This is a genomic window from Anabaena sp. AL09, assembly GCF_001672255.1.
GTDB classification, from domain to species: domain Bacteria; phylum Cyanobacteriota; class Cyanobacteriia; order Cyanobacteriales; family Nostocaceae; genus Dolichospermum; species Dolichospermum lemmermannii.
This window is the reverse complement of sequence record NZ_LJOQ01000011.1, coordinates 18579-37690: the sequence shown is the minus strand read 5'-3', so window position 1 is coordinate 37690 and position 19112 is coordinate 18579. Positions and strand designations below refer to the sequence as shown.

16 protein-coding genes and 3 pseudogenes are annotated in these 19112 nt (G+C 39.2%); 6 read left to right on the top strand and 13 right to left on the bottom strand.

Annotated elements, in window-relative coordinates:
• Positions 1 to 326 precede the first annotated feature (326 nt).
• The 4 genes and pseudogenes from AN490_RS02170 to AN490_RS02155 all read right to left on the bottom strand — a co-directional run bounded on the left by AN490_RS02170 (position 327) and on the right by AN490_RS02155 (position 3906).
• Positions 327 to 1070 carry a calcium-binding protein gene (locus AN490_RS02170; protein WP_299999538.1) on the bottom strand — a complete coding sequence of 248 codons (744 nt, stop codon included), beginning with the start codon at positions 1068 to 1070 and terminating at the stop codon, positions 327 to 329.
• A gap of 80 nt (positions 1071 to 1150) precedes the next feature.
• Positions 1151 to 1240, bottom strand: a pseudogene (locus AN490_RS02165) (transposase); the annotation flags it as partial.
• Between the two features lie 32 nt (positions 1241 to 1272).
• Positions 1273 to 2979, bottom strand: coding sequence for a serine/threonine-protein kinase (locus tag AN490_RS02160; protein ID WP_299999536.1), 1707 nt, complete (start codon positions 2977 to 2979; stop codon positions 1273 to 1275).
• Positions 2980 to 3069: 90 nt separating this feature from the next.
• Positions 3070 to 3906, bottom strand: a complete 837-nt coding sequence (locus AN490_RS02155; RefSeq protein ID WP_299999590.1) for an alpha/beta hydrolase — start codon at positions 3904 to 3906, stop codon at positions 3070 to 3072.
• 163 nt (positions 3907 to 4069) lie between these two features.
• Here AN490_RS02155 and AN490_RS02150 point away from each other — a divergent pair, with 163 nt between their 5' ends.
• Entirely contained in the window at positions 4070 to 5602 is a 1533-nt protein-coding gene (locus tag AN490_RS02150; protein ID WP_299999534.1) for a SagB/ThcOx family dehydrogenase, read from the top strand.
• A 93-nt stretch (positions 5603 to 5695) separates the two neighbouring features.
• On the opposite strand, the gene AN490_RS02145 is transcribed toward AN490_RS02150, so the two are convergent.
• From AN490_RS02145 to AN490_RS02125, 5 genes and pseudogenes are all read right to left on the bottom strand, one after another.
• On the bottom strand, positions 5696 to 8083 hold the full coding sequence (locus AN490_RS02145; RefSeq protein WP_299999532.1) for a DUF3769 domain-containing protein: 2388 nt from the start codon (positions 8081 to 8083) through the stop codon (positions 5696 to 5698).
• A gap of 98 nt (positions 8084 to 8181) precedes the next feature.
• A complete protein-coding gene (locus AN490_RS02140) occupies positions 8182 to 8298 on the bottom strand; it encodes a photosystem II reaction center protein I (protein ID WP_083881405.1) in 117 nt (38 codons plus the stop codon).
• Positions 8299 to 8709: 411 nt separating this feature from the next.
• Complete coding sequence (locus AN490_RS02135) at positions 8710 to 9693, bottom strand: DUF4351 domain-containing protein (protein ID WP_299999527.1); 984 nt, start codon at positions 9691 to 9693, stop codon at positions 8710 to 8712.
• 97 nt (positions 9694 to 9790) lie between these two features.
• Positions 9791 to 9892 (bottom strand): annotated as a pseudogene (locus tag AN490_RS02130) (DUF4351 domain-containing protein); the annotation flags it as partial.
• 178 nt (positions 9893 to 10070) lie between these two features.
• On the bottom strand, positions 10071 to 10670 hold the full coding sequence (locus AN490_RS02125; protein WP_299999525.1) for a hypothetical protein: 600 nt from the start codon (positions 10668 to 10670) through the stop codon (positions 10071 to 10073).
• A gap of 508 nt (positions 10671 to 11178) precedes the next feature.
• Between AN490_RS02125 and glgP the strand changes: the two genes are divergently transcribed.
• A complete protein-coding gene (gene glgP, locus AN490_RS02120) occupies positions 11179 to 13743 on the top strand; it encodes an alpha-glucan family phosphorylase (protein WP_299999523.1) in 2565 nt (854 codons plus the stop codon).
• A 191-nt stretch (positions 13744 to 13934) separates the two neighbouring features.
• On the opposite strand, the gene AN490_RS02115 is transcribed toward glgP, so the two are convergent.
• The 4 genes from AN490_RS02115 to AN490_RS02100 form a co-directional block, all read right to left on the bottom strand.
• Positions 13935 to 14324, bottom strand: coding sequence for a hypothetical protein (locus AN490_RS02115; protein ID WP_299999521.1), 390 nt, complete (start codon positions 14322 to 14324; stop codon positions 13935 to 13937).
• Between the two features lie 66 nt (positions 14325 to 14390).
• Complete coding sequence (locus AN490_RS02110) at positions 14391 to 15041, bottom strand: DUF1295 domain-containing protein (protein ID WP_299999519.1); 651 nt, start codon at positions 15039 to 15041, stop codon at positions 14391 to 14393.
• Between the two features lie 81 nt (positions 15042 to 15122).
• The gene (locus AN490_RS02105) at positions 15123 to 15284 is read right to left on the bottom strand and encodes a YqaE/Pmp3 family membrane protein (RefSeq protein WP_035082904.1); all 162 of its coding nucleotides are present in this window, start codon (positions 15282 to 15284) and stop codon (positions 15123 to 15125) included.
• A 95-nt stretch (positions 15285 to 15379) separates the two neighbouring features.
• Complete coding sequence (locus tag AN490_RS02100) at positions 15380 to 15730, bottom strand: translation initiation factor (RefSeq protein ID WP_299999517.1); 351 nt, start codon at positions 15728 to 15730, stop codon at positions 15380 to 15382.
• Between the two features lie 108 nt (positions 15731 to 15838).
• On the opposite strand from AN490_RS02100, the gene AN490_RS02095 reads away from it, so the two are divergent.
• From AN490_RS02095 to trpB, 4 genes and pseudogenes are all read left to right on the top strand, one after another.
• Positions 15839 to 16273 carry a GxxExxY protein gene (locus tag AN490_RS02095; protein WP_299999515.1) on the top strand — a complete coding sequence of 145 codons (435 nt, stop codon included), beginning with the start codon at positions 15839 to 15841 and terminating at the stop codon, positions 16271 to 16273.
• Positions 16274 to 16556: 283 nt separating this feature from the next.
• A complete protein-coding gene (locus AN490_RS02090) occupies positions 16557 to 17213 on the top strand; it encodes a hypothetical protein (RefSeq protein WP_299999513.1) in 657 nt (218 codons plus the stop codon).
• Between the two features lie 67 nt (positions 17214 to 17280).
• Positions 17281 to 17421, top strand: a pseudogene (locus AN490_RS02085) (DUF2887 domain-containing protein); the annotation flags it as partial.
• A 265-nt stretch (positions 17422 to 17686) separates the two neighbouring features.
• A complete protein-coding gene (gene trpB, locus AN490_RS02080; RefSeq protein ID WP_041457506.1) occupies positions 17687 to 18925 on the top strand; it encodes a tryptophan synthase subunit beta in 1239 nt (412 codons plus the stop codon).
• Positions 18926 to 19112: the final 187 nt, after the last annotated feature.

The window sequence follows — 19112 nt, the reverse complement described above, 5'->3', positions numbered from 1 at the left end:
GCATACCACAGGGATTAAAATCCCTCGTGTCGCTTCCCTCTGTTGGGAGCCAAGCCACGCTCGTTTCCCACTTACCGCGAGGTCTTATGAGCAAAGATAAACCGAATACACCGCTGATTTGAGAACAATTATTGCTGAATATGGCGATTATGTTTACTGTTTTTGACATATAGAGTAGGTGCAGTTTAGCAAAAAGGCTAAATTTAGGTATTATACCATTCCTTGATCAGGATGCGTTTTATACACAGATGTAGAGACGTTCCGTGGAACATCTCTACTCTATTTATTTAACGCAACTCTACATACATAGAATTGTTATTGGTAGACTAAACCAGCACAATACTTGATGAGATAGCGAAGTTAATAGGACTTTGAACAGTAGCGAATTGATTACCTTGGAAGAATAACCCACCAGTAATGCTATCGTAACTGAACTGATTTAGAGAGGAAGCACCGAATCCACGTTGAGAAACCTGGATTTTGTCACCCTGTACAAAGTTGAAGTCTCCTATGATATCAATACCTTCACTTAGTGAATTGAAGCAAAATGTATCTGCATCATTACCACCAAATAGAGTGTCATTACCAAGACCGCCAAATAGAGTGTCATTTCCATTGCCACCAACGAAGAAGTCATTTCCATCGCCACCATCTAAGTAGTCATTTCCATCGCCACCAACGAAGAAGTCAATTCCAAGACCGCCATATAGATAGTCATTTCCATTGCCACCAACGAAGAAGTCATTTCCAAGACCACCATTAAGGGTATCATTTCCATTGCCACCATAAAGGAAATCATTACCATCACCACCATCAAGGGAATCATTACCATCACCACCATCAAGGAAATCATTACCATCACCACCATTCAAGATGTCATCTCCATTCAGACCAGAAAGCAAATCATTGCCATTGCCACCATTAAGGGTATCATTGCCATTGCCACCATCAAGGAAATCATTACCATCACCACCATTCAAGATGTCATCTCCATCATAACCCAAGATAAGATCGTTGTTAATAGTACCGTTGAGAGGCTCGCCGATTTTGGTGCCGATTATTGTAGCCATGTAGAAAAATTCCTATGTATTTAATATTGTAAATATTAAATCCAGTGTATCTCTTTTGTCAACCATGTAGGAAAATAAAAATCAGTACGAAGCATTTGTAATGCTTGTCTAACTGTTGATTCTTCTCCACCACCTTTGAGAATTGGTACAAAGGGAAGCAGCGAGGGTAATTGAGAATTTCTCCGGTGGTAATGTCGGGGATTTATAAATTACTGGGTATGGTTTTAAATTTATCTGGTGAACCCAGAGAATAATCCTCTAATTTAAAATCAGCAAATGGTTTTTTCTCTAATCTATCTCTTAAAGCTTCATCTAATATTACACCTTGGGCTTGTTTTTTCACCCCAATGATAATAATACTGCGTTGATAGGCTGTTGAGTCTTGGTTGGCTTGACAATCTTTTCTCTGAAATTGCCCCAAATTTAATAACCGATAACCTTTAACACTGGGTGTATTACTAAATATCTTTTTTCCTAATAATTGAATTTGTTGAGAACGTTCTAAAGCGCGACTTTGTTCGGCGGTAATATTACCTTCACAAGAAGCTGTTCCCACAGAAATAATCTCGCTGGGATTCTCCATAATTTTCTGAATTCCTTCTTGTTCTAAATTAGATTTTAAGGAATCAAGGGTAATAGTTTGATCATTATATTTAATTTGGTAAGTGCTGCCTAATTGCCATTTATATTCTACTGATAAAACTGCAATATTAAATTCTGCAACTCTCCCTTGACTATCTTTCCCTTCTTCATAGGGAAAATAATCAACTTTGCCTTGTTTAACTGGTGCTTGTCCATAGTCAGGAGGTAAAGCCGCAAATTTGGTATTTCTAAATGCTAATGATACCCACCAAAGTAGTAATAAGGAAACTATTAAAGCTGCAAACCAGGATAATAATGGTAATTTTTCGGGTTGTGTTTGTGGAGGAACAACGTTATTATTAGTAGTTGGTTTATTAATTATTTCTGTTTTTCCTACCCCGCCAATATTCACCGTTGCTGATGTATTTTCTCGGAGTTGATGTTCAATTGCTGCTAATCTTCTAGAAATCTCTTCAGCATTGCTAGGACGTTTACTGACTTCTGTTGATATTAACCAATCAATGAAGTCTAATAATAATGGAGAAACATGATTGGCATGATGTCGCCATTGTAAGATATCTAAATGAGGATCATATAATTGTTCGGGGGGAAATCCCGTTAATAAAAATACAAATGTCCGTCCTAAAGCAAAGAAATCTGATGAAGGTATGGCTTGTCCTCGCATTTGTTCTGGAGGACTATAACCTGATGATGAAATTGCTGTCATTCCTCCACCATTTGCTAAATAGGTTCTGGTAATTTCTCTGGCTGTACCAAAGTCAATTAATACTAATTGTCCATCTGGACGAATCATGATATTTGATGGTTTAATATCTCTATGTAAATATTGTTGGTTATGAACTAAATCTAATATTTCTAATAATTGTTTTAACCAGACTATGGCTTGGGCTTCAGAAATGGGGCGGTTTTGTTGTTGCTTTAACCATTGTTCTAAATTAGGGCCTGCAATTTTTTCCATCATCATACAATGCAATATGAGATTATTTCTGGTTTGATAGCGAAAATAACCTTCTGTTTGCGGAATACCAGGATGATTTAGTTGTTGTAAAACCTTGGCTTCTTGTTGAAATAGTGCTAAGGCTTTACTATCATTTGTTAATTCTTCTTTGAGAACTTTGAGGATTTTTGGGGTGTCTTGTTGATAGGCTTCATAAATTTTACCAAATCCCGTTTTATCACTTAATAAACGTAATACTCGATAACGTCCTATCAATTCCAATTGAGAACCACAACTTTGACAAAAACGGTTTTCGTCATTATCTGGATGATTAGGTTGAGAACAAACTGGATTAATGCAAAGGCTCATAAACAATTAAAAATTAAGAATTAAAAATTAAAAAAATTAGAATGCCTGTTGGTAATTGATACCTATAAATAGCATCGTGAGATGATTATCTCATGTTTGTGATGCTAGAAAGGCGGCGACTGTTTGATTAAATTCTGTGGGGTTGGTTAGAAATGGCCAATGATTTCCGGGAACTTGACACAAATTTAAGTTTTTAAGGTTGGTTTTGTAAGGTTGAATTTGCCAATTTTGGCGGTTTACACCTTTTTCTGGTTGTATAAAGAGGGCAGGTGTGTCAACTGGGTGAATAAAACCTGGTATTTCCATGACTGCGTCGAAAATGCCATCACGGGCTGCTATGGTAAATTTGCTACCCCAAGTACCGTTGGGTTTTTCTTCAATTGCGGCTTGAAAAACTTGCTGTTGCAAAGAACTCCAATTTTGATATTGACTGAGTTGTTTAATTTTTTGTTCAGCTTCCTCGTAACTTGCAAATGGTCCCATGCTTTTCAGGAAGGGTAAAACACGATACAAAAGGGGAAATGTGATTTTTAGGAAACTGGGCATTTTCCAGATAAAAATGGGATCTACTAATGTGATACTTTTTAATCTGGTTGGGTTCTCTCTAGCCCAAATAGCGGCTAATTTCCCTGTCCAGGAATGGCTGACGATATGAGCCGCAGACCATCCTAGTTTATCCATTAATGCTTCTAGATCGGAAATTGCACTGGCAAAGGTATAATCTTGTTCTGGCTTACTACTTTCACCATGACCACGCATATCTGGCGCAACTATATGATAATCTGCTGCTAAATAATCTGCCAAACTAGACCAAACCAAAGCATGATCAGCCATACCATGTAATAACAGTAATGGTTCTTGACCTTGACTCCATTCTAAATAAGAAAGTTGAATATCAGATGTTGATAAAGTTTGACGTACAGGCATCATTTGGTCAATCTTCTCCAGGATAGGTGATTCGGGATTCTAACAGAAAAATAACTTTTTTGGGGTTAATTTTTAATTTTGATGATTGTACTGATTAGCACGAATTAATGGAACTAATAAATGTCAAAATCAAGAGTAGGACTACAAGGATATTAAAATTACTATGCCAGAAATAGAACAATCCATTTCCCAACACTATCACGACCGGACTAAGTACCACCCAGAAACCCTGGCTGGTAAAGGTCGTAATTTAGACTGGAATAAACAACCAGTACCGTTCAAAGAGTACAAAATTGGCTCTGATATAGACCTCAAACCCTATCTGCAAGAAACAGCGGCAACTGTTGCTAATAGACAAGATACCAAATGGTGGTGGCGGCTTTCTCAACTATTATTTCACAGTTATGGACTCACAGCAAAAATGCCTTCTTTGGGTAATACAGTATACTTACGTTCTGCGCCCAGTGCGGGAGGGTTATATCCGGCTGAAGTATATTTAGTTTCTCGCGGTACGCCATTATTACCACCAGGACTTTATAATTATCAATGTCGAACTCATTCTTTAATGCACTTTTGGGAAAGTGATGTTTGGCAAACTTTACAAGCAGCTTGTTTTTGGCATCCTTCCCTAGAAAATACCCAATTAGCTATTATTACCACTGCGGTCTTTTATCGTTCCGCTTGGCGTTATGAAGACAGGGCTTATCGGCGAATTTTTCTCGACACTGGGCATCTTTTAAGTAATATTCAATTAGCTTGTAATATTGCCGATTATCGCTCTCATTTAATTGGCGGTTTTGCTGATGAAGCTGTTAATGAATTACTTTATATTGATCATGAACAAGAAGGAACAACTGCTGTTTTAGCTTTGGCAGATTTGTTAGATGTGAGCCAAAATTTACCATTAGGACGAACGGCTTTACCCTCTACAACTACAACTAATTATCCATCTATTCCTGATGGTGAACTACTGAAATATTTTCATTTAAACACCCAAATTCCAGCTAGTAACGGTGGTAAGTTAAATTTACCAACTGTGCCATCAGAAAAGTCCTTAGAAGACAAATACAATTTTCCTTTTTGTGAAAAATTTTCGACTCGGACTACACCAATTTTTTGGGGAGAAAATTTATCAGAATTATCAAATACTATCTATAAACGCCGTTCTACTCGTGCTTATACTGGTGATGATTTAAGTTTTGATGAACTGAAAGCTTTACTTGATTTTACTTATCAACCACAAAATTACATTGACCAAGATTTAGATCCCCAACCTGATTATTTTGACTTGAATTTAATAGAAACATTTGTTGTTGTTTCTGGAGTGCAAGGATTAGATCCAGGCTGTTATTATTACGCACCTAAAGCCCAAGAATTACGGCAAATTCGCTTTAAAAATTGCCGTCGGGAGTTATATTTTCTCTGTTTGCAACAGGAATTAGGGAGAGATGCAGGGGCAGTATTATTTCATACTGCTGATTTGAAAAATGCGATCGCTCAATATGGAGATCGTGTTTACCGTTATTTACACCTAGATGCAGGTATTTTCGGACAAAGGCTGAATTTAGCAGCTATTCGTCTGAACTTAGGTGTGAGTGGTATCGCTGGCTTTTTTGATGACCAAGTAAATGAAGTATTGGGTATCCCTACGGATGAAGCAGTTATCTACATTACGACATTAGGAAAACCTAGATAGGAGTTTAGATCCCCGACTTCTTGGAGAAGTCGGGGATCTAGTTGATCTAGTAGTTTGTCAAGATAAAAATGATGGACTCCTAACTCCTGATTTTCAATTATCTTGACGGACTACACCACCAACAACGGGTTTAAGTTCACCATTAGAAAATGGATCTGTACCACCTGTCCAATTAAAGTCACTAATACGAATACTAAAGCCACCTAACTGGAGAACAGGATTGTAACGCAGGCTAATACCATAGGTGCGACGGCTATATTCCATAATATAATCAGTGCTAGTAGCTTTACCTGTATCTAGGTTAATGGATGTTTGCAAACCTAGCCGGAACGGTCCATAAAGTTGCTGAGAAAGACCCGCATTCAGGACTTTATTATCAACTGAACGGTCAAAGAGAAAAGGTGATAAACCGCTGTTAGTTCCTTGGGAATAGGTGAGATTAAAGGCGGTATAATCTAAGTAAGGGCGAGAAAAATTCCCAATCTGTCCCACTAAACCCATAGTCCCAGTTAAAGTGCTTTGGTTGTCGCTGCTACCATAATAGCTAGTAGTTCCCGTGATACCTGCGATCGCTTGCAAATACGGTACAACAGGATTAGATGTATATTTTAGTCCCTCAGTCGCTGTAGCTGCCAATGGTTTCCCTTGCCACAAATTGATACCACCACTCAAAGCCACACTTCCTTGTAAACGACTCAGCGAAATCCGATCATTTTTCCGCACTGGGGAGAGTAAATCTTGACGATCCGTGTTTGCATCTATATATTGAGCGCCACCTTGATAGCTAAGATTGATACCGCTTTTGCCTAAAGGAATAACGGGAGAAGAGATAATTCCACCGATACTACTTTGTACAGTTTGATAGCCAAGACTACCATTATACAAGCGATCGCGGTAACTAGATTCTAAACTCAATGTATAAGGATTGACATTACCCAATATTTGGCGTAACCGCAAACTTCCGCGTAAACTATTTTCCACCTGATCGAAATCAAAACTAGTTAACTCTCCCGTACCTTCCAGAACAGTTTTGGGACCAAGAACAGCATTCAGCTTACTTTTGACACCAAATAAACTGGCCACATTCCCACTATCTTTAAACGCCCTTTGCACATAGAACTGGGGTGTAATAGTCCAGCGTTTTTGATCAGTATTAATTGGTTCAAAACTGCGTTCCACATACAAACCACCCCGTTTACCAGAGTCAAAACCAGGAGAGACAATAGTAGTATTTACCTGTCGTGGGCGACGATCTATTTTCCGACTATTAATAGGAATAGGAACAACAACTTTTTGATCAAAAACCAACCGTTGACGCTGGGTAACAATCCGGTCTATTAAAGGTGCTTCTCGCGTCACCGTCACCTGTTCCGCCCTAACTTCTAGTTCCGGTGGTGAAAAAGGATCATTCGTAATTCTGACATCTTGCGCTTGAAAACCTCGCGGATAAAATTCAATCCGTTGGGCTTCAAAACGTAACCGCTTGACAACACCACCAAATTTAGGTGAGGCCACATTTCGGGCATCAGATTGACCACTAGCACCAAATTCTATGCCCCCTGGACTGCTGACACCAGTTACAGGCTGGTTGGCGCGGATTCGATTACTTAAAGGGCGACTAGGGACACCACCCGCTGTAATATCTGTAGGAAGCGACGGTGAAAAAGCAAAATCTGTACCTGTGGTGGGGATATAAAGTTCACCTTTACCATTTTCCAACTCCCCATTATCTTGAATAAAATTATAAGTAAAACGTTTTCCTTGCAGTACCTGATTACCTCTAGTCAAAGCTACATTACCTTCCCCCACCGCAATCAAATTATCCAAATTGATGTGCAAACTATCAGCATCAATCACCGCTCCATCAAATCTGACCACGACATTACCATCAGCCGTGACAATTCGCCTTTGCTCATCATACTCCTGGCGATCGGCAATTACCTCCACAACTCTACCTTTCCCTGCGGGAATCTTCTCTACTTGTGGGAGTTGGTGCGACGACGGAAATTCTACAGTAGTTGGTGTTGACTCTCGATTTTCGGGATTTCTCAGCTTGAATTCAATAATATTTTGGACTGGTGTAGCAGGTTTTTTGTCACCAACAGACAGATCAAATTTTCCTCCAGATTCCTGTAAATTCACATGACCGGACTCAGTTGGGGGAATTGGTGTGGCTGCTAAAACTACCGATTTATCAAGAAATAATTGATTTTTATCACTAACTTCACCGTTGACTTGAGGATAGGTGGGTAAAGACTGGGGCGCTAAGTTTTCTGGTGAAGATGAGGAAGCTTTCGTAACAACATCTTTCTTGACTAGGCTGATATTTAATTGATACTTATTATCCTTATTTTTACCGACAATTATCAGTTTTCGTCTATCAGTTTTAATCTTGACAACAGTAGCAGAAGCGAGATGATCAACAGGTTTTAAAGATTCAAGACTTGGAGGTAGCTGAGGCGACAATACTGGATGAAACATATTTTCAAGCTGACCAAAAAGCAAAAAATAGCCGGAAGGTTGAATTACATATTAGCCTCTTTCTACCTTCCAGCCACTAGGGGTGATTTGTTGGATATTTATTCTGCGTCCCGACGACCAGGGTTGCGGGCTGGGTCATTGGACAAAAACCCGAATATGAAAAGGCTGACAAAGAAGCCGACCACAATATAAACAGCGATTTTTAAACTCAACATAGAACTAACTCCCAGGGGTTTGCCAAATAGTAATTAACTTATCTTACCCATATCTTGTACCTTTGGCGCGGGAATTAGGACGCAGATTCCTATGTTGGGCAAAGTAACGCAATATATGGTCAAGGCAGAAAAGTTTATCTTACACCTTGCGGGATTTTTGAGAATATAATTTTAAGATAGTTCTTCCTTATCAATTTCATGATAACAAATTTAAAGTCAATTGTCAACCCCCCCGATACCTATTTTCGCCGGAAAAAATCAAAAAGTTTTCAATTCTTCATGTTCTACCGCCAATGTTGGGTAACATGAGCGTCAACCCAACCTACAATAAATGTTGTTGTACATAAAGGGAACGGTAGAGCCATTCTTCATAAAGTCATGAAAACATCATCAACGGTCTTTTGAAAAAGATTAGCTAACAGATTGTAACCAAGTTTGTAAATCTGTAACTGAGGTAAAATCTAACAAGGCTTCCCCTAATTCCTCTAGTTGTTCAACAGGTAATTTTTGGACTTGTTGAATTAATGATGAGTCCATTGTACCAATGCGGCGATTTAATTGACGGATAATCAGAAGTTGTTCTCCTTTTTGTAGTCCTTGTTGTAGTCCTCGTTGTAGTCCTCGTTGTAGTCCTTCTTGTAGTCCTTCTTGTAGTCCTTCTTGCAGTCCTTCTTGTAGTCCTTCTTGTCTAGCGAGTTCTCGCTCTTGTTGGTAAAGTGGTGCTAATCTCATAATCAACTCCCTATCTTCTGTTTCTATTTCTGGACTTTGATTTATTCTCAAGTTCTGTTGCAGGTTGTAAAGTAATTCTAATGTGATTTTCACATAAAGCTGATTCGATGGTAACGCAGCTAATTCATCAATTGCTCGTTTTTGTACCGTTCCTCTGCCCAAAAGTCTTAACCACAATGTTTCTGGAATAGGTGGTAATTGATGAATGACAATAATTGCTGTGCGTAAAGACTCTGGTAAATAGTATATTCCTGGTAACGAATCTGATTCCAATGTACCATGAAATCCTGATAGCAGTTTCTTAGACGCTGTGGGTGTGAGAATCCATAATTTAGGAAAATTACTTTCTGCTATTTTCGTTGCATTACGTTTTGCTTCTCGTTTTAATGCACCTCTAACTTCTAATAATTTTAATAGACAATCACATATTTCTTCTGTTGAGGCTGGGTTGCGAAATGGTTCAAATATGGCAGGTGTGGTGGCTAGTTTACCTAATAACCCTAATGATGCTGTATCCGCTTTTTGTTCAGGAAATGGTGTAAATAATACATCTATTTCTCGTACTTCTCCAGATACATGACTGGGTGCTTCTACTTTTCCATAAGGTTTTAGTAGTTCTTCTAAATAATCTTTGGCGAATTGGTCATGTATAAATCTCGTCATTTATTCGACCTTTGCTAATACATATATTAATTTAACATTTTTGGGGTAATGGCGATCGCTACTAGAAATGCGATCGCCTAAACTAAACAAAGTGATATTAATTAGTAGATTGTAACCAAGTTTGTAAATCTGTAACTGAAGTAAAATCTAACAAAGCTTCTCCTAATTCCTCTAGTTGTTCAACAGGTAATTTTTGAACCAAATATAGATAAATAGGGTGCGTTACCGACAGCGTAACGCACCCTGAACTTGATTAATGGTGCGTTACGGCTTTGCCTAACGCACCCTACAAATACCTTTGCTATGAGACTAATTTTTCTCTGCCGTTTTCGTGAACTGTTAGGTATGGAAAACAGCAGAGAAGGAGGTTAAAAAGTTTATGAGACTGTTACAGCAGGCTTTTCAGTGGTTCTTAATGCTATTCTACTTCTGGATTGTTTCCATCGGTACATTAAAGCTAAGACAGGGATGGTAAGTAACATAGCACCCGGTGTTGTGTCAAAGGGTACGGGGGTAGCGGGGGTGTATGTGAGAGTTGTAGAGTTGATGTCTTGTACTCCTGAGAACGCGTCAACTGTACCAACCGTAGATAAAACTGAACCAAAACCACCTGGCGCGAGATTGAGAGCAAACGCCTCACTGGCATTTTGCGCTAGAAAGGTGCTTGACGTAATCGTGCCATTAGATACTGCAAATACATTGACTGATACGAACGGAAAATAAGATAACACATCTACAGGTTGAGTATATCCTAGTGCAGCAGGGGCTGAATTTATTTTAAGGGACGTAGCCACAAATGCTCCATCACCATTTGGCAAAGCTAATGTACCTGATACAGTCCCATTAACTGGACCATTAGTATTGTCAAAACTGAAATTGAATACTTGGATTGCTTGTGCTGGCTTTTCCCATGCGACAAGGCTAGTAGCTAAAGCACCACCAACAATAACTAATGGCAAAATCTGAGATAGTTTCATGAGGATAAATCCTTGTATCCGTGTTTTAATTTAAGCTATGCCTCAGTATAATATAGATACAGTCTTTGTCTTTTTTTTTACAAAGGTTTAACATAGTTTCACAAAAACTCCCATATCTCGTCTGTTTATGCCAAAAAAAACAACCGCCTCCGTGATGGTAAGCGGTTCTGCACAATTCAATAGACATCTCCAAAAAAGTAGAGACGTTCCATGGAACGTCTCTACTACAAGGGTTTTATGTCAAGCATCTTTAAACTCGGCCTATGGCTATTAAATAGAATTTGAAGATAGTTCTTCCTCATCAACTTTATGATAACAAATTTAAAATCAATTGTCAACCCCCAAATACCTATTATCGCCGGACAAAATCAAAAAGTTTTCAATTCTTCATAAAGTCATGAAACCATCATAAACAGAGTATAAAGAGTTGGCAAGATTAGGTAAAAACAGACAACAATAACTTTATGGCAGTTATCGGGGTATTGTTTAGTAAATTATTTAGTATATTATGCAGCCAATTCGCACCTTTAACGTTTCTCCTTCACTACCATCCAGACTAGAACCCCTGCGGAAACTAGCCTATAATCTCCATTTTGATTGGAATGTGGAGAGCAAAGACCTGTTTCGGCGTTTAGATCCCGATTTATGGGAATCTAGCCACCATAACCCAGTATTGATGCTGGGAACTATTAGTCAAAGCCGGCTGTTAGAAGTTGTGGAAGATGACGGCTTTTTAGCACAAGTAGATCGAGCAGCGCGGCAATTAGACGATTATTTGCAAGAGCGCACCTGGTATAAGAAACAGAGACAAAATCACTCTCAGGAATGTTACGCTTATTTTTCTGCTGAATTTGGTTTAGTAGATTGTTTGCCTGTATATTCAGGTGGATTAGGCGTATTAGCAGGTGATCATTTAAAATCTGCGAGTGATTTGGGTTTACCTTTGGTGGGCGTGGGCTTATTATATCAACAAGGCTACTTTGCCCAGTATCTTAATGCTGATGGTTGGCAGCAAGAACGCTACCTCATCAATGATTTCTATAATATGCCCTTGCATTTGGAACGGAATCCCGATGGTACAGAACTACGGATTGCGGTAGATTATCCTGGACGCAAGGTATATGCGCGGGTGTGGCGTGTCCAGGTGGGAACTGTACCCCTGTATATGCTCGATACTAATATTGAGCCTAACAAGGCTTATGACCACGATATCACCGATCAGTTGTATGGTGGTGATATAGATATGCGTATCCACCAAGAAATTATGCTGGGCATAGGTGGTGTGCAAATGCTGAAAGCCTTGGGGTATGAAGTCACTGCTTACCACATGAATGAAGGTCATGCGGCTTTCTCTGCCTTAGAACGCATTCGCACTCTTATTCAAGAAAAAGGACTGAGTTACAGAGAAGCTAGACAGGTAGTATCTTCTAGTAATATCTTCACTACGCATACTCCAGTCCCCGCAGGGATTGACTTATTTGCCCCCGATAAGATCTTGCATTATCTGGGTTACTATGCAGATATCTTTGGTTTACCGAAAGAGCAGTTTTTAGGCTTGGGACGAGAAAATACTGGTGATTTGTCCAGTCCCTTCAGTATGGCGGTATTAGCCCTGAAAATGGCGACGTTCTCCAATGGTGTGGCACAATTGCACGGTGTTGTTTCCCGGCAAATGTTCCAAGGTTTGTGGCAAAAAGTTCCAGTGGAAGACGTACCAATTGCTGCCATTACTAACGGTGTCCATGCCCGCAGTTGTGTAAGTAAATCTACGCAAGAGCTATACGATCGCTATCTTGGTCCAAATTGGTCATCAGCACCACCGGATAACCAATTGTGGGAACGCATGGATGCAATTCCTGATGAAGAGTTATGGCGGAATCACGAACGCTGCCGCTTGGATATGGTCTTGTATGTTCGAGAACATTTAGTTAAACATTTGCGCGATCGCGGTGCTTCAGCTTCGGATATTGCCCAAGCCCAGGAAGTGCTTGATCCTAACGTTCTCACTATTGGCTTTGCCCGTCGCTTTGCTACCTACAAACGCGCTACTTTATGGATGCGTGATTTGGAACGAATTAAGCGGATTTTACTCGCTAACAAACACTGCAAAGTGCAGTTTGTGATTGCGGGGAAAGCCCACCCCAAAGACATCCCTGGTAAGGAATTAATTCGGGATATTAACCACTTTATCCGCGAACACCATTTAGAAAAACAAGTGGTGTTTGTGCCTAACTACGATATTCACATCGCCCGCTTAATGGTAGCAGGTTGTGATATCTGGTTAAATACTCCCCGTCGTCCTAGAGAAGCTTCGGGGACAAGTGGTATGAAAGCCGCTATGAATGGCTTACCCAATTTGAGTGTTCTTGATGGTTGGTGGGATGAAGCGGACTATGTTCGCACTGGTTGGGCGATAGGACATGGTGAAAACTATGATGATCCTAATTATCAAGACGAGATAGAAGCTAACGCTCTCTATGAGTTGTTAGAGAAGGAAGTTATTCCCCTATTCTATGATCATCGTGATGGTGATGGTTTGCCTCGTCCTTGGGTAGCAAAAATGAAAGATGCGATTCGGTTGAATTGTCCTTTCTTTAATACAGCCCGGATGGTGAGAGAATATGCAGTGAGAGCCTATTTCCCGGCGAGCGATCGCTATCATACCCTCACCGTTGATAATTATGCTCCCGCTAAGGAATTAGCGGCTTGGAGAGCAAAATTAGGTGAACACTGGTTTAGTATCAAAATCAAGGATATTGACGTATCCGCAGCATCAGATATTGAAGTTAATCAAACTGTAGCCGTCAAAGCTAAGGTTAATTTAGCAACTTTGAGTAATGATGATGTGCAAGTAGAACTATATCAAGGTTCTATTGATGCCAATGGTGATATTGTCAATGCTGTACCTGTGGTAATGGATTACCAAGGACAAGATCCAGAAAATTCAAGTGTTTATACTGCAAATATCACTTACACCACTTCTGGTTTGCAAGGTTTATCTTTGCGTGTCTTACCTCGAAATAAATACCTTTCTAGTCCTTATGAACCCAGGTTAATCGCTTGGGCTGAATAAGCGAATAATGTAGAGACGTTATATGAAACGTCTCTACAACAATTGTTAAATTCGGGTAATATTTACGCGATTTTCAGATAAATGAACTACAGTTTTTGTTTCGCGCAGAGGCGCAAAGTAGGAAAGGCGCAAAGGAAGAAAGTAATCAGAGTGTGGTTTAAATAGTTGAAAACTGCTGTAATCAAAAATCTCTACTTTTTAACAGCTTTGAGTAACTGATTCAAAATCAATTTACCATTAGGTTGAGTTACTTGAATACGAATAAAATTCGGATCACTTGGTTTCCAGGTAACTTGGTATTTCATGCCATTATTATTCCACGTATAAACTTGACGTTGTTTAGTACCGGAAGCAACAGCACCAGATAAGTTAATGTTATTATTACTCTTGAGATTTTCGCCATTATAGTAATAAACATTATTGTCAAAAGATAAAGTCACTTTCCACTCTTTATCACTAAATTCACCCGCTGGATAATTAAACTTTTGTACAGCCATTGCTTGACTAGGAATAGCCATATCAATAATTGCGGGGGTAGAAATTCCCAAAATTGCCGATAAAATGATAGCTTTGTAGTTCATAATTCTCTTCTTTGTAAACCTAATATGATCTGGTTGTGAGTTTATTAATGAGCAAAATCATTCACATTATGCAGTAGTTTCTTCTTTCTGGGAACTTCTTGAATTAAACAACTTAGGGAAGAACAAACCAGAATTTTCTTTGTATTCTGCAAACTCAGGATATCGAGATAAAGATTGATCCTTTTTCCGCATATTGGGAACAAATATCATGGCTATGAATAACCCCAGAATCAAGAAAGGTAGCCAATGTTGACTTAACATAGCAAAAGCCAGATAAATCAAAACTTCTCCTAAATAATTAGGATTACGACATTTAGCAAAAAAACCTTCTGTAATTAATCCAGTTTTGTACTTGAGTGTATAGTATTTTTGAGCATCACTAGCAAAATGTAAAAACACTCCCGCAATATTCAAAGAAATAGCAGCAGCTACTAAAGGTAAAGGGGGAACAGTACCACTACTAATGAGAATGAATGGTGCTACCCAGTACAAACAAAGGAGAACAAAGGTAATAATTCCTTGAGAAGTAGGAATTTCTTGCTCCCATTGCTTATCTGGAAATATACTATCTTTTATTAGCCAAAGAAAACCATAAGTGCTATGAAGGGAAAGATAAACCCAAGCTCCAATGGTAAAATTATGGTATAAAAACATTAGTCCTAAAATGATAAGGAATGTTAGACCTTTGTGAAAATTAATGGGATACTTGATTTTCATGTCCTGATTTTTCTTTAAAGGGCTGAAAGCTGGGGAAAGAAATAGAGAGATAGTCCAGTTTTATCTACCTCTCTGACATCATTACTTCTTCGCAATTATCCACACTGCGTGAACAATACCCAAAATATAAAAACCAAAGATAGTCAAAAGTAAATTAATCCAAAAATCTTTACCGAAACCTACCTGCAAAAATACTCCTAAAGGTGGGAGAAAAATCGCGGCTATAATTCTGACTACATCCATATCCATGTTATTCTCCTGTTGATGTTCTATATTTCTAGAGTTAACATCACCTCATCTGGTGACGATTCCTGAAAAAATACGGTAAACCGTACTTTTTAACCACCGCTGATTTTAGCTTTGTAACCCAATTTTACCAAAATCTCTAAAATCTTCTGTTTGTGTTCTCCCTGAACTTCAATTTCGTTATCTTTCAGAGTTCCACCTGTACCGCATTGGGCTTTTAACTGTTTTAATAAAGTAGTTAAGGTTTCGGGTTTGGTTTGAAACCCAGTAATAACCGTAACCGTTTTCCCCTTCCGTCCCGCGCGAGTGGCTTGGATTATTACATTTTGCTGATTGGGGGGTAAGTCTTGGATTCCCCGTTCTACAGCGCGTTCGAGTGCGGGTGAACTACCGTTACCAAATTCTTGGTAGACAAAGCCTTTGTCAGATTTGGGATTAGCCATAAATTTTAATGCAGGAAAAATAGACTTTCATTCTAAACAATTTTAGCCTAAGCGGTGGCAATTAAATATATAATTGCTACATGATAGAGTATAAGAGGGTAAGAGAAAATGAACCACGAAGAAGCGAAGAACACGAAGGAAGAAGAAGGAAGGATGAGGAGGTTGGGTGATGAGGTGGAGAGGTTGGCTTATGCTGTGATTGGGGCGGGTATTGAGGTGCATAGGATGTTGGGTGCGGGGTTTTTGGAAAGGGTGTATCAAGAGGCTTTGGGTTTGGAGTTTCGTTTGCGGGGAATACCTCATAAACCTAAACATTTAGTAGCTGTAAAATACAAAGGTTATCCCATAGGTGAGGGTGAATTAGATTTTCTGGTTGGTGATTCTTTAGTTGTTGAATTGAAGGCTGTGGAAAAGTTAGCCCCTATTCATGAAGCGCAAGTTATTTCTTATTTAAAAATGACTAATTGTCCTCTTGGTCTTCTCATCAATTTTAACGTCCCCGTCCTCAAAGAAGGCATTAAACGCATCATTCTTTCCTCTTAACTCTTCTTCTTCTTTCTCTTCCTTCGTGTTCTTCGTGCCTTCGTGGTTAGTTAATTCTTCTCCACTCTCAATATTGGAAAAAGCATCGTTTCATAAGTAATCATGGTTATGGGTTACTGTTGAATAAGTAGGAGTATTTATATTTTTATAGTATTTCTAGTTTAGTTGGTTGACAGGATAGCCAATAAAGGGAAAAAGTAAATAAACCACGAAGACACGAAGAACACGAAGAAAGAAATGAAAAGGTAAGTATTTAGTTTTGGTTTATGATGGAAAAGAGTAAATGAATTATCAGCATATTCTTTCGCGCACAGAAGTTCGAGATGGGCGTTTAATTATTTCTAAGGCACAAATTGACTCTATATCACTCGTATGGTTTGAAAAACACTCAGGACAACGTATTTCTTTGTACAATTCTGATGGTTCACTGATTAGAAAAAGTATTCTTATTAGTCCTTCTAAAGGAAATTCTTGGCGGATTTCCTGTGGTAGTGCTGAGATAGTACAAAAATTAAATCCTGGTGATAAAATAATATTAAAAGAACGTTCTGATGGGAATTTAGAAATATCTACATTCGATTGGCTAAAGGGAAATTTACCCCAAAATTTCACCTTAAAAACTCAAGAGAGAATCAATATAGGAGAAAATATATATTTTCAAACTGACTTAATTTTATATGACACAACAGATTCAAAACCTAAATATATTCTTGATACTAAATATAAAAACCCCAAACATTCTTCTCATGAAGATATAGCCCAAGTAGTAACTTATGCAGTTTCTAAAGGTTGTCCTGAAACAGTGTTAGTCTATCCAACAGAATTAAATCATTCCCTTGATAAATATATTGGAGAAATCAGAGTTCGTAACCTCACTTTTGCTCTTGATGATAAAATTGAAGATGCAGGAAATACATTTTTAACAAAACTATTTTCTTAAATTCTCTCTGCGTCCTCTGCGCCTCTGCGGTTCGTTTTCCAAAATTAGATTAAATTACTCAATTGTCGTGAAAACAGATACAATTTTCTATAGCTTATTTCAAGCATTTCCTAGCATCTTCTTTGAATTAATTAACCAATCTCCCACAGAAGCGAGTACGTATGAATTCACATCTCGTGAAGTCAAACAACTGGCTTTTCGTTTAGAAGCAAATTCAGGCTTTACAAAAAGAGCAATCTCAGGAATAAGGGAATTCTCTCGTTCCCATGCTCTGCGTGGGAATGCAGTTGAGATGCTCTGCCTCTATTATAGGAGGTAGAACCTCTAAGATGGCATTCCCAGTCTGGAGACTGGGAACGAGGAAGATAGCATTCCCAGTCTGGAGACTGGGAACGAGAGAATAATGCTCTTTATCGGCATCCTCAACAGGTCTAGAATTAAAATTAACTTTGTTCTCTTATTTTACCCAATCCGTGACTACTACACCCCTCTCTCCGAATTTCTCACAAACTGCTTCAGTCCCCGATATTCTAGGACGTTTTGGCCGCTTTGGTGGTAAGTACGTTCCAGAAACTCTTATGCCGGCGTTAGCTGAACTAGAAGCAGCTTATCAGCAATATCGCAATGAACCTGGTTTTCAAGCCGAATTACAAGGTTTGTTAAAAGATTATGTAGGACGAGCTACACCTTTATACTTTGCCGAACGCCTTACCGCTAATTATGCTCGTCCTGATGGTACAGGGGCGCAAATTTACTTAAAGCGGGAAGATTTAAATCATACTGGCGCACATAAAATTAATAATGCTCTCGGTCAGGTGTTATTAGCTAAACGCATGGGTAAAAAGCGGATTATTGCCGAAACCGGTGCAGGACAACATGGTGTAGCTACAGCCACGGTTTGCGCTCGGTTTGGTTTGGAATGTATTATTTACATGGGTGTTCACGACATGGAACGCCAATCTTTAAACGTCTTCAGAATGCGGCTGATGGGTGCGGAAGTTCGTCCAGTGTCTGCGGGTACGGGAACGCTGAAAGATGCCACTTCTGAAGCCATCCGGGACTGGGTAACGAATGTAGAAACTACCCATTACATCCTCGGTTCTGTGGCTGGTCCCCATCCTTATCCGATGATGGTTCGGGATTTTCACGCGGTGATTGGTGAAGAAACTCGCGTTCAAGCTCTGGAAAAATGGGGACGTTTACCTGATATCCTGGTGGCTTGTGTGGGTGGTGGTTCTAATGCTATGGGACTATTTCACGAATTTGTCAAAGAACCATCTGTGCGGTTAATTGGGGTGGAAGCTGCTGGAGAAGGTGTGAATACTGGCAAACACGCAGCTACTCTCACAAAAGGCCAGGTTGGTGTATTGCATGGTTCCATGAGTTATCTTTTACAAGATGATGATGGTCAAGTTATTGAACCCCATTCCATTAGTGCTGGTTTAGATTATCCTGGTGTGGGGCCTGAACACAGTTATATGAAAGATATTGGCCGGGCTGAATATTACAGTGTGACGGACGCTGAGGCTTTGGACGCATTCCAACGACTATCGAAGTTAGAGGGAATTATACCAGCTTTGGAAACTTCTCATGCGATCGCTTACCTAGAAACTCTCTGTCCTCAACTTGCTGGTAGCCCCAAGGTGATCATTAACTGTTCTGGACGAGGTGACAAGGATGTACAAACAGCCGCTAAGTTCCTAATTCACTAAATTCTTGTAAAAAACACTTGCTTGCTAATAAATAGTATCCATGACATCTATCATTGGATACTATTTATTAGCAATCATTTTGATTAATAATGTAGTTTGACACTCTCAGGTCTAAAGACACTGAGATTCTTTAATCAATGAGCCAACTTACTATTGCAGGATTACTCCAACTAAAGCAGCGGTTGAT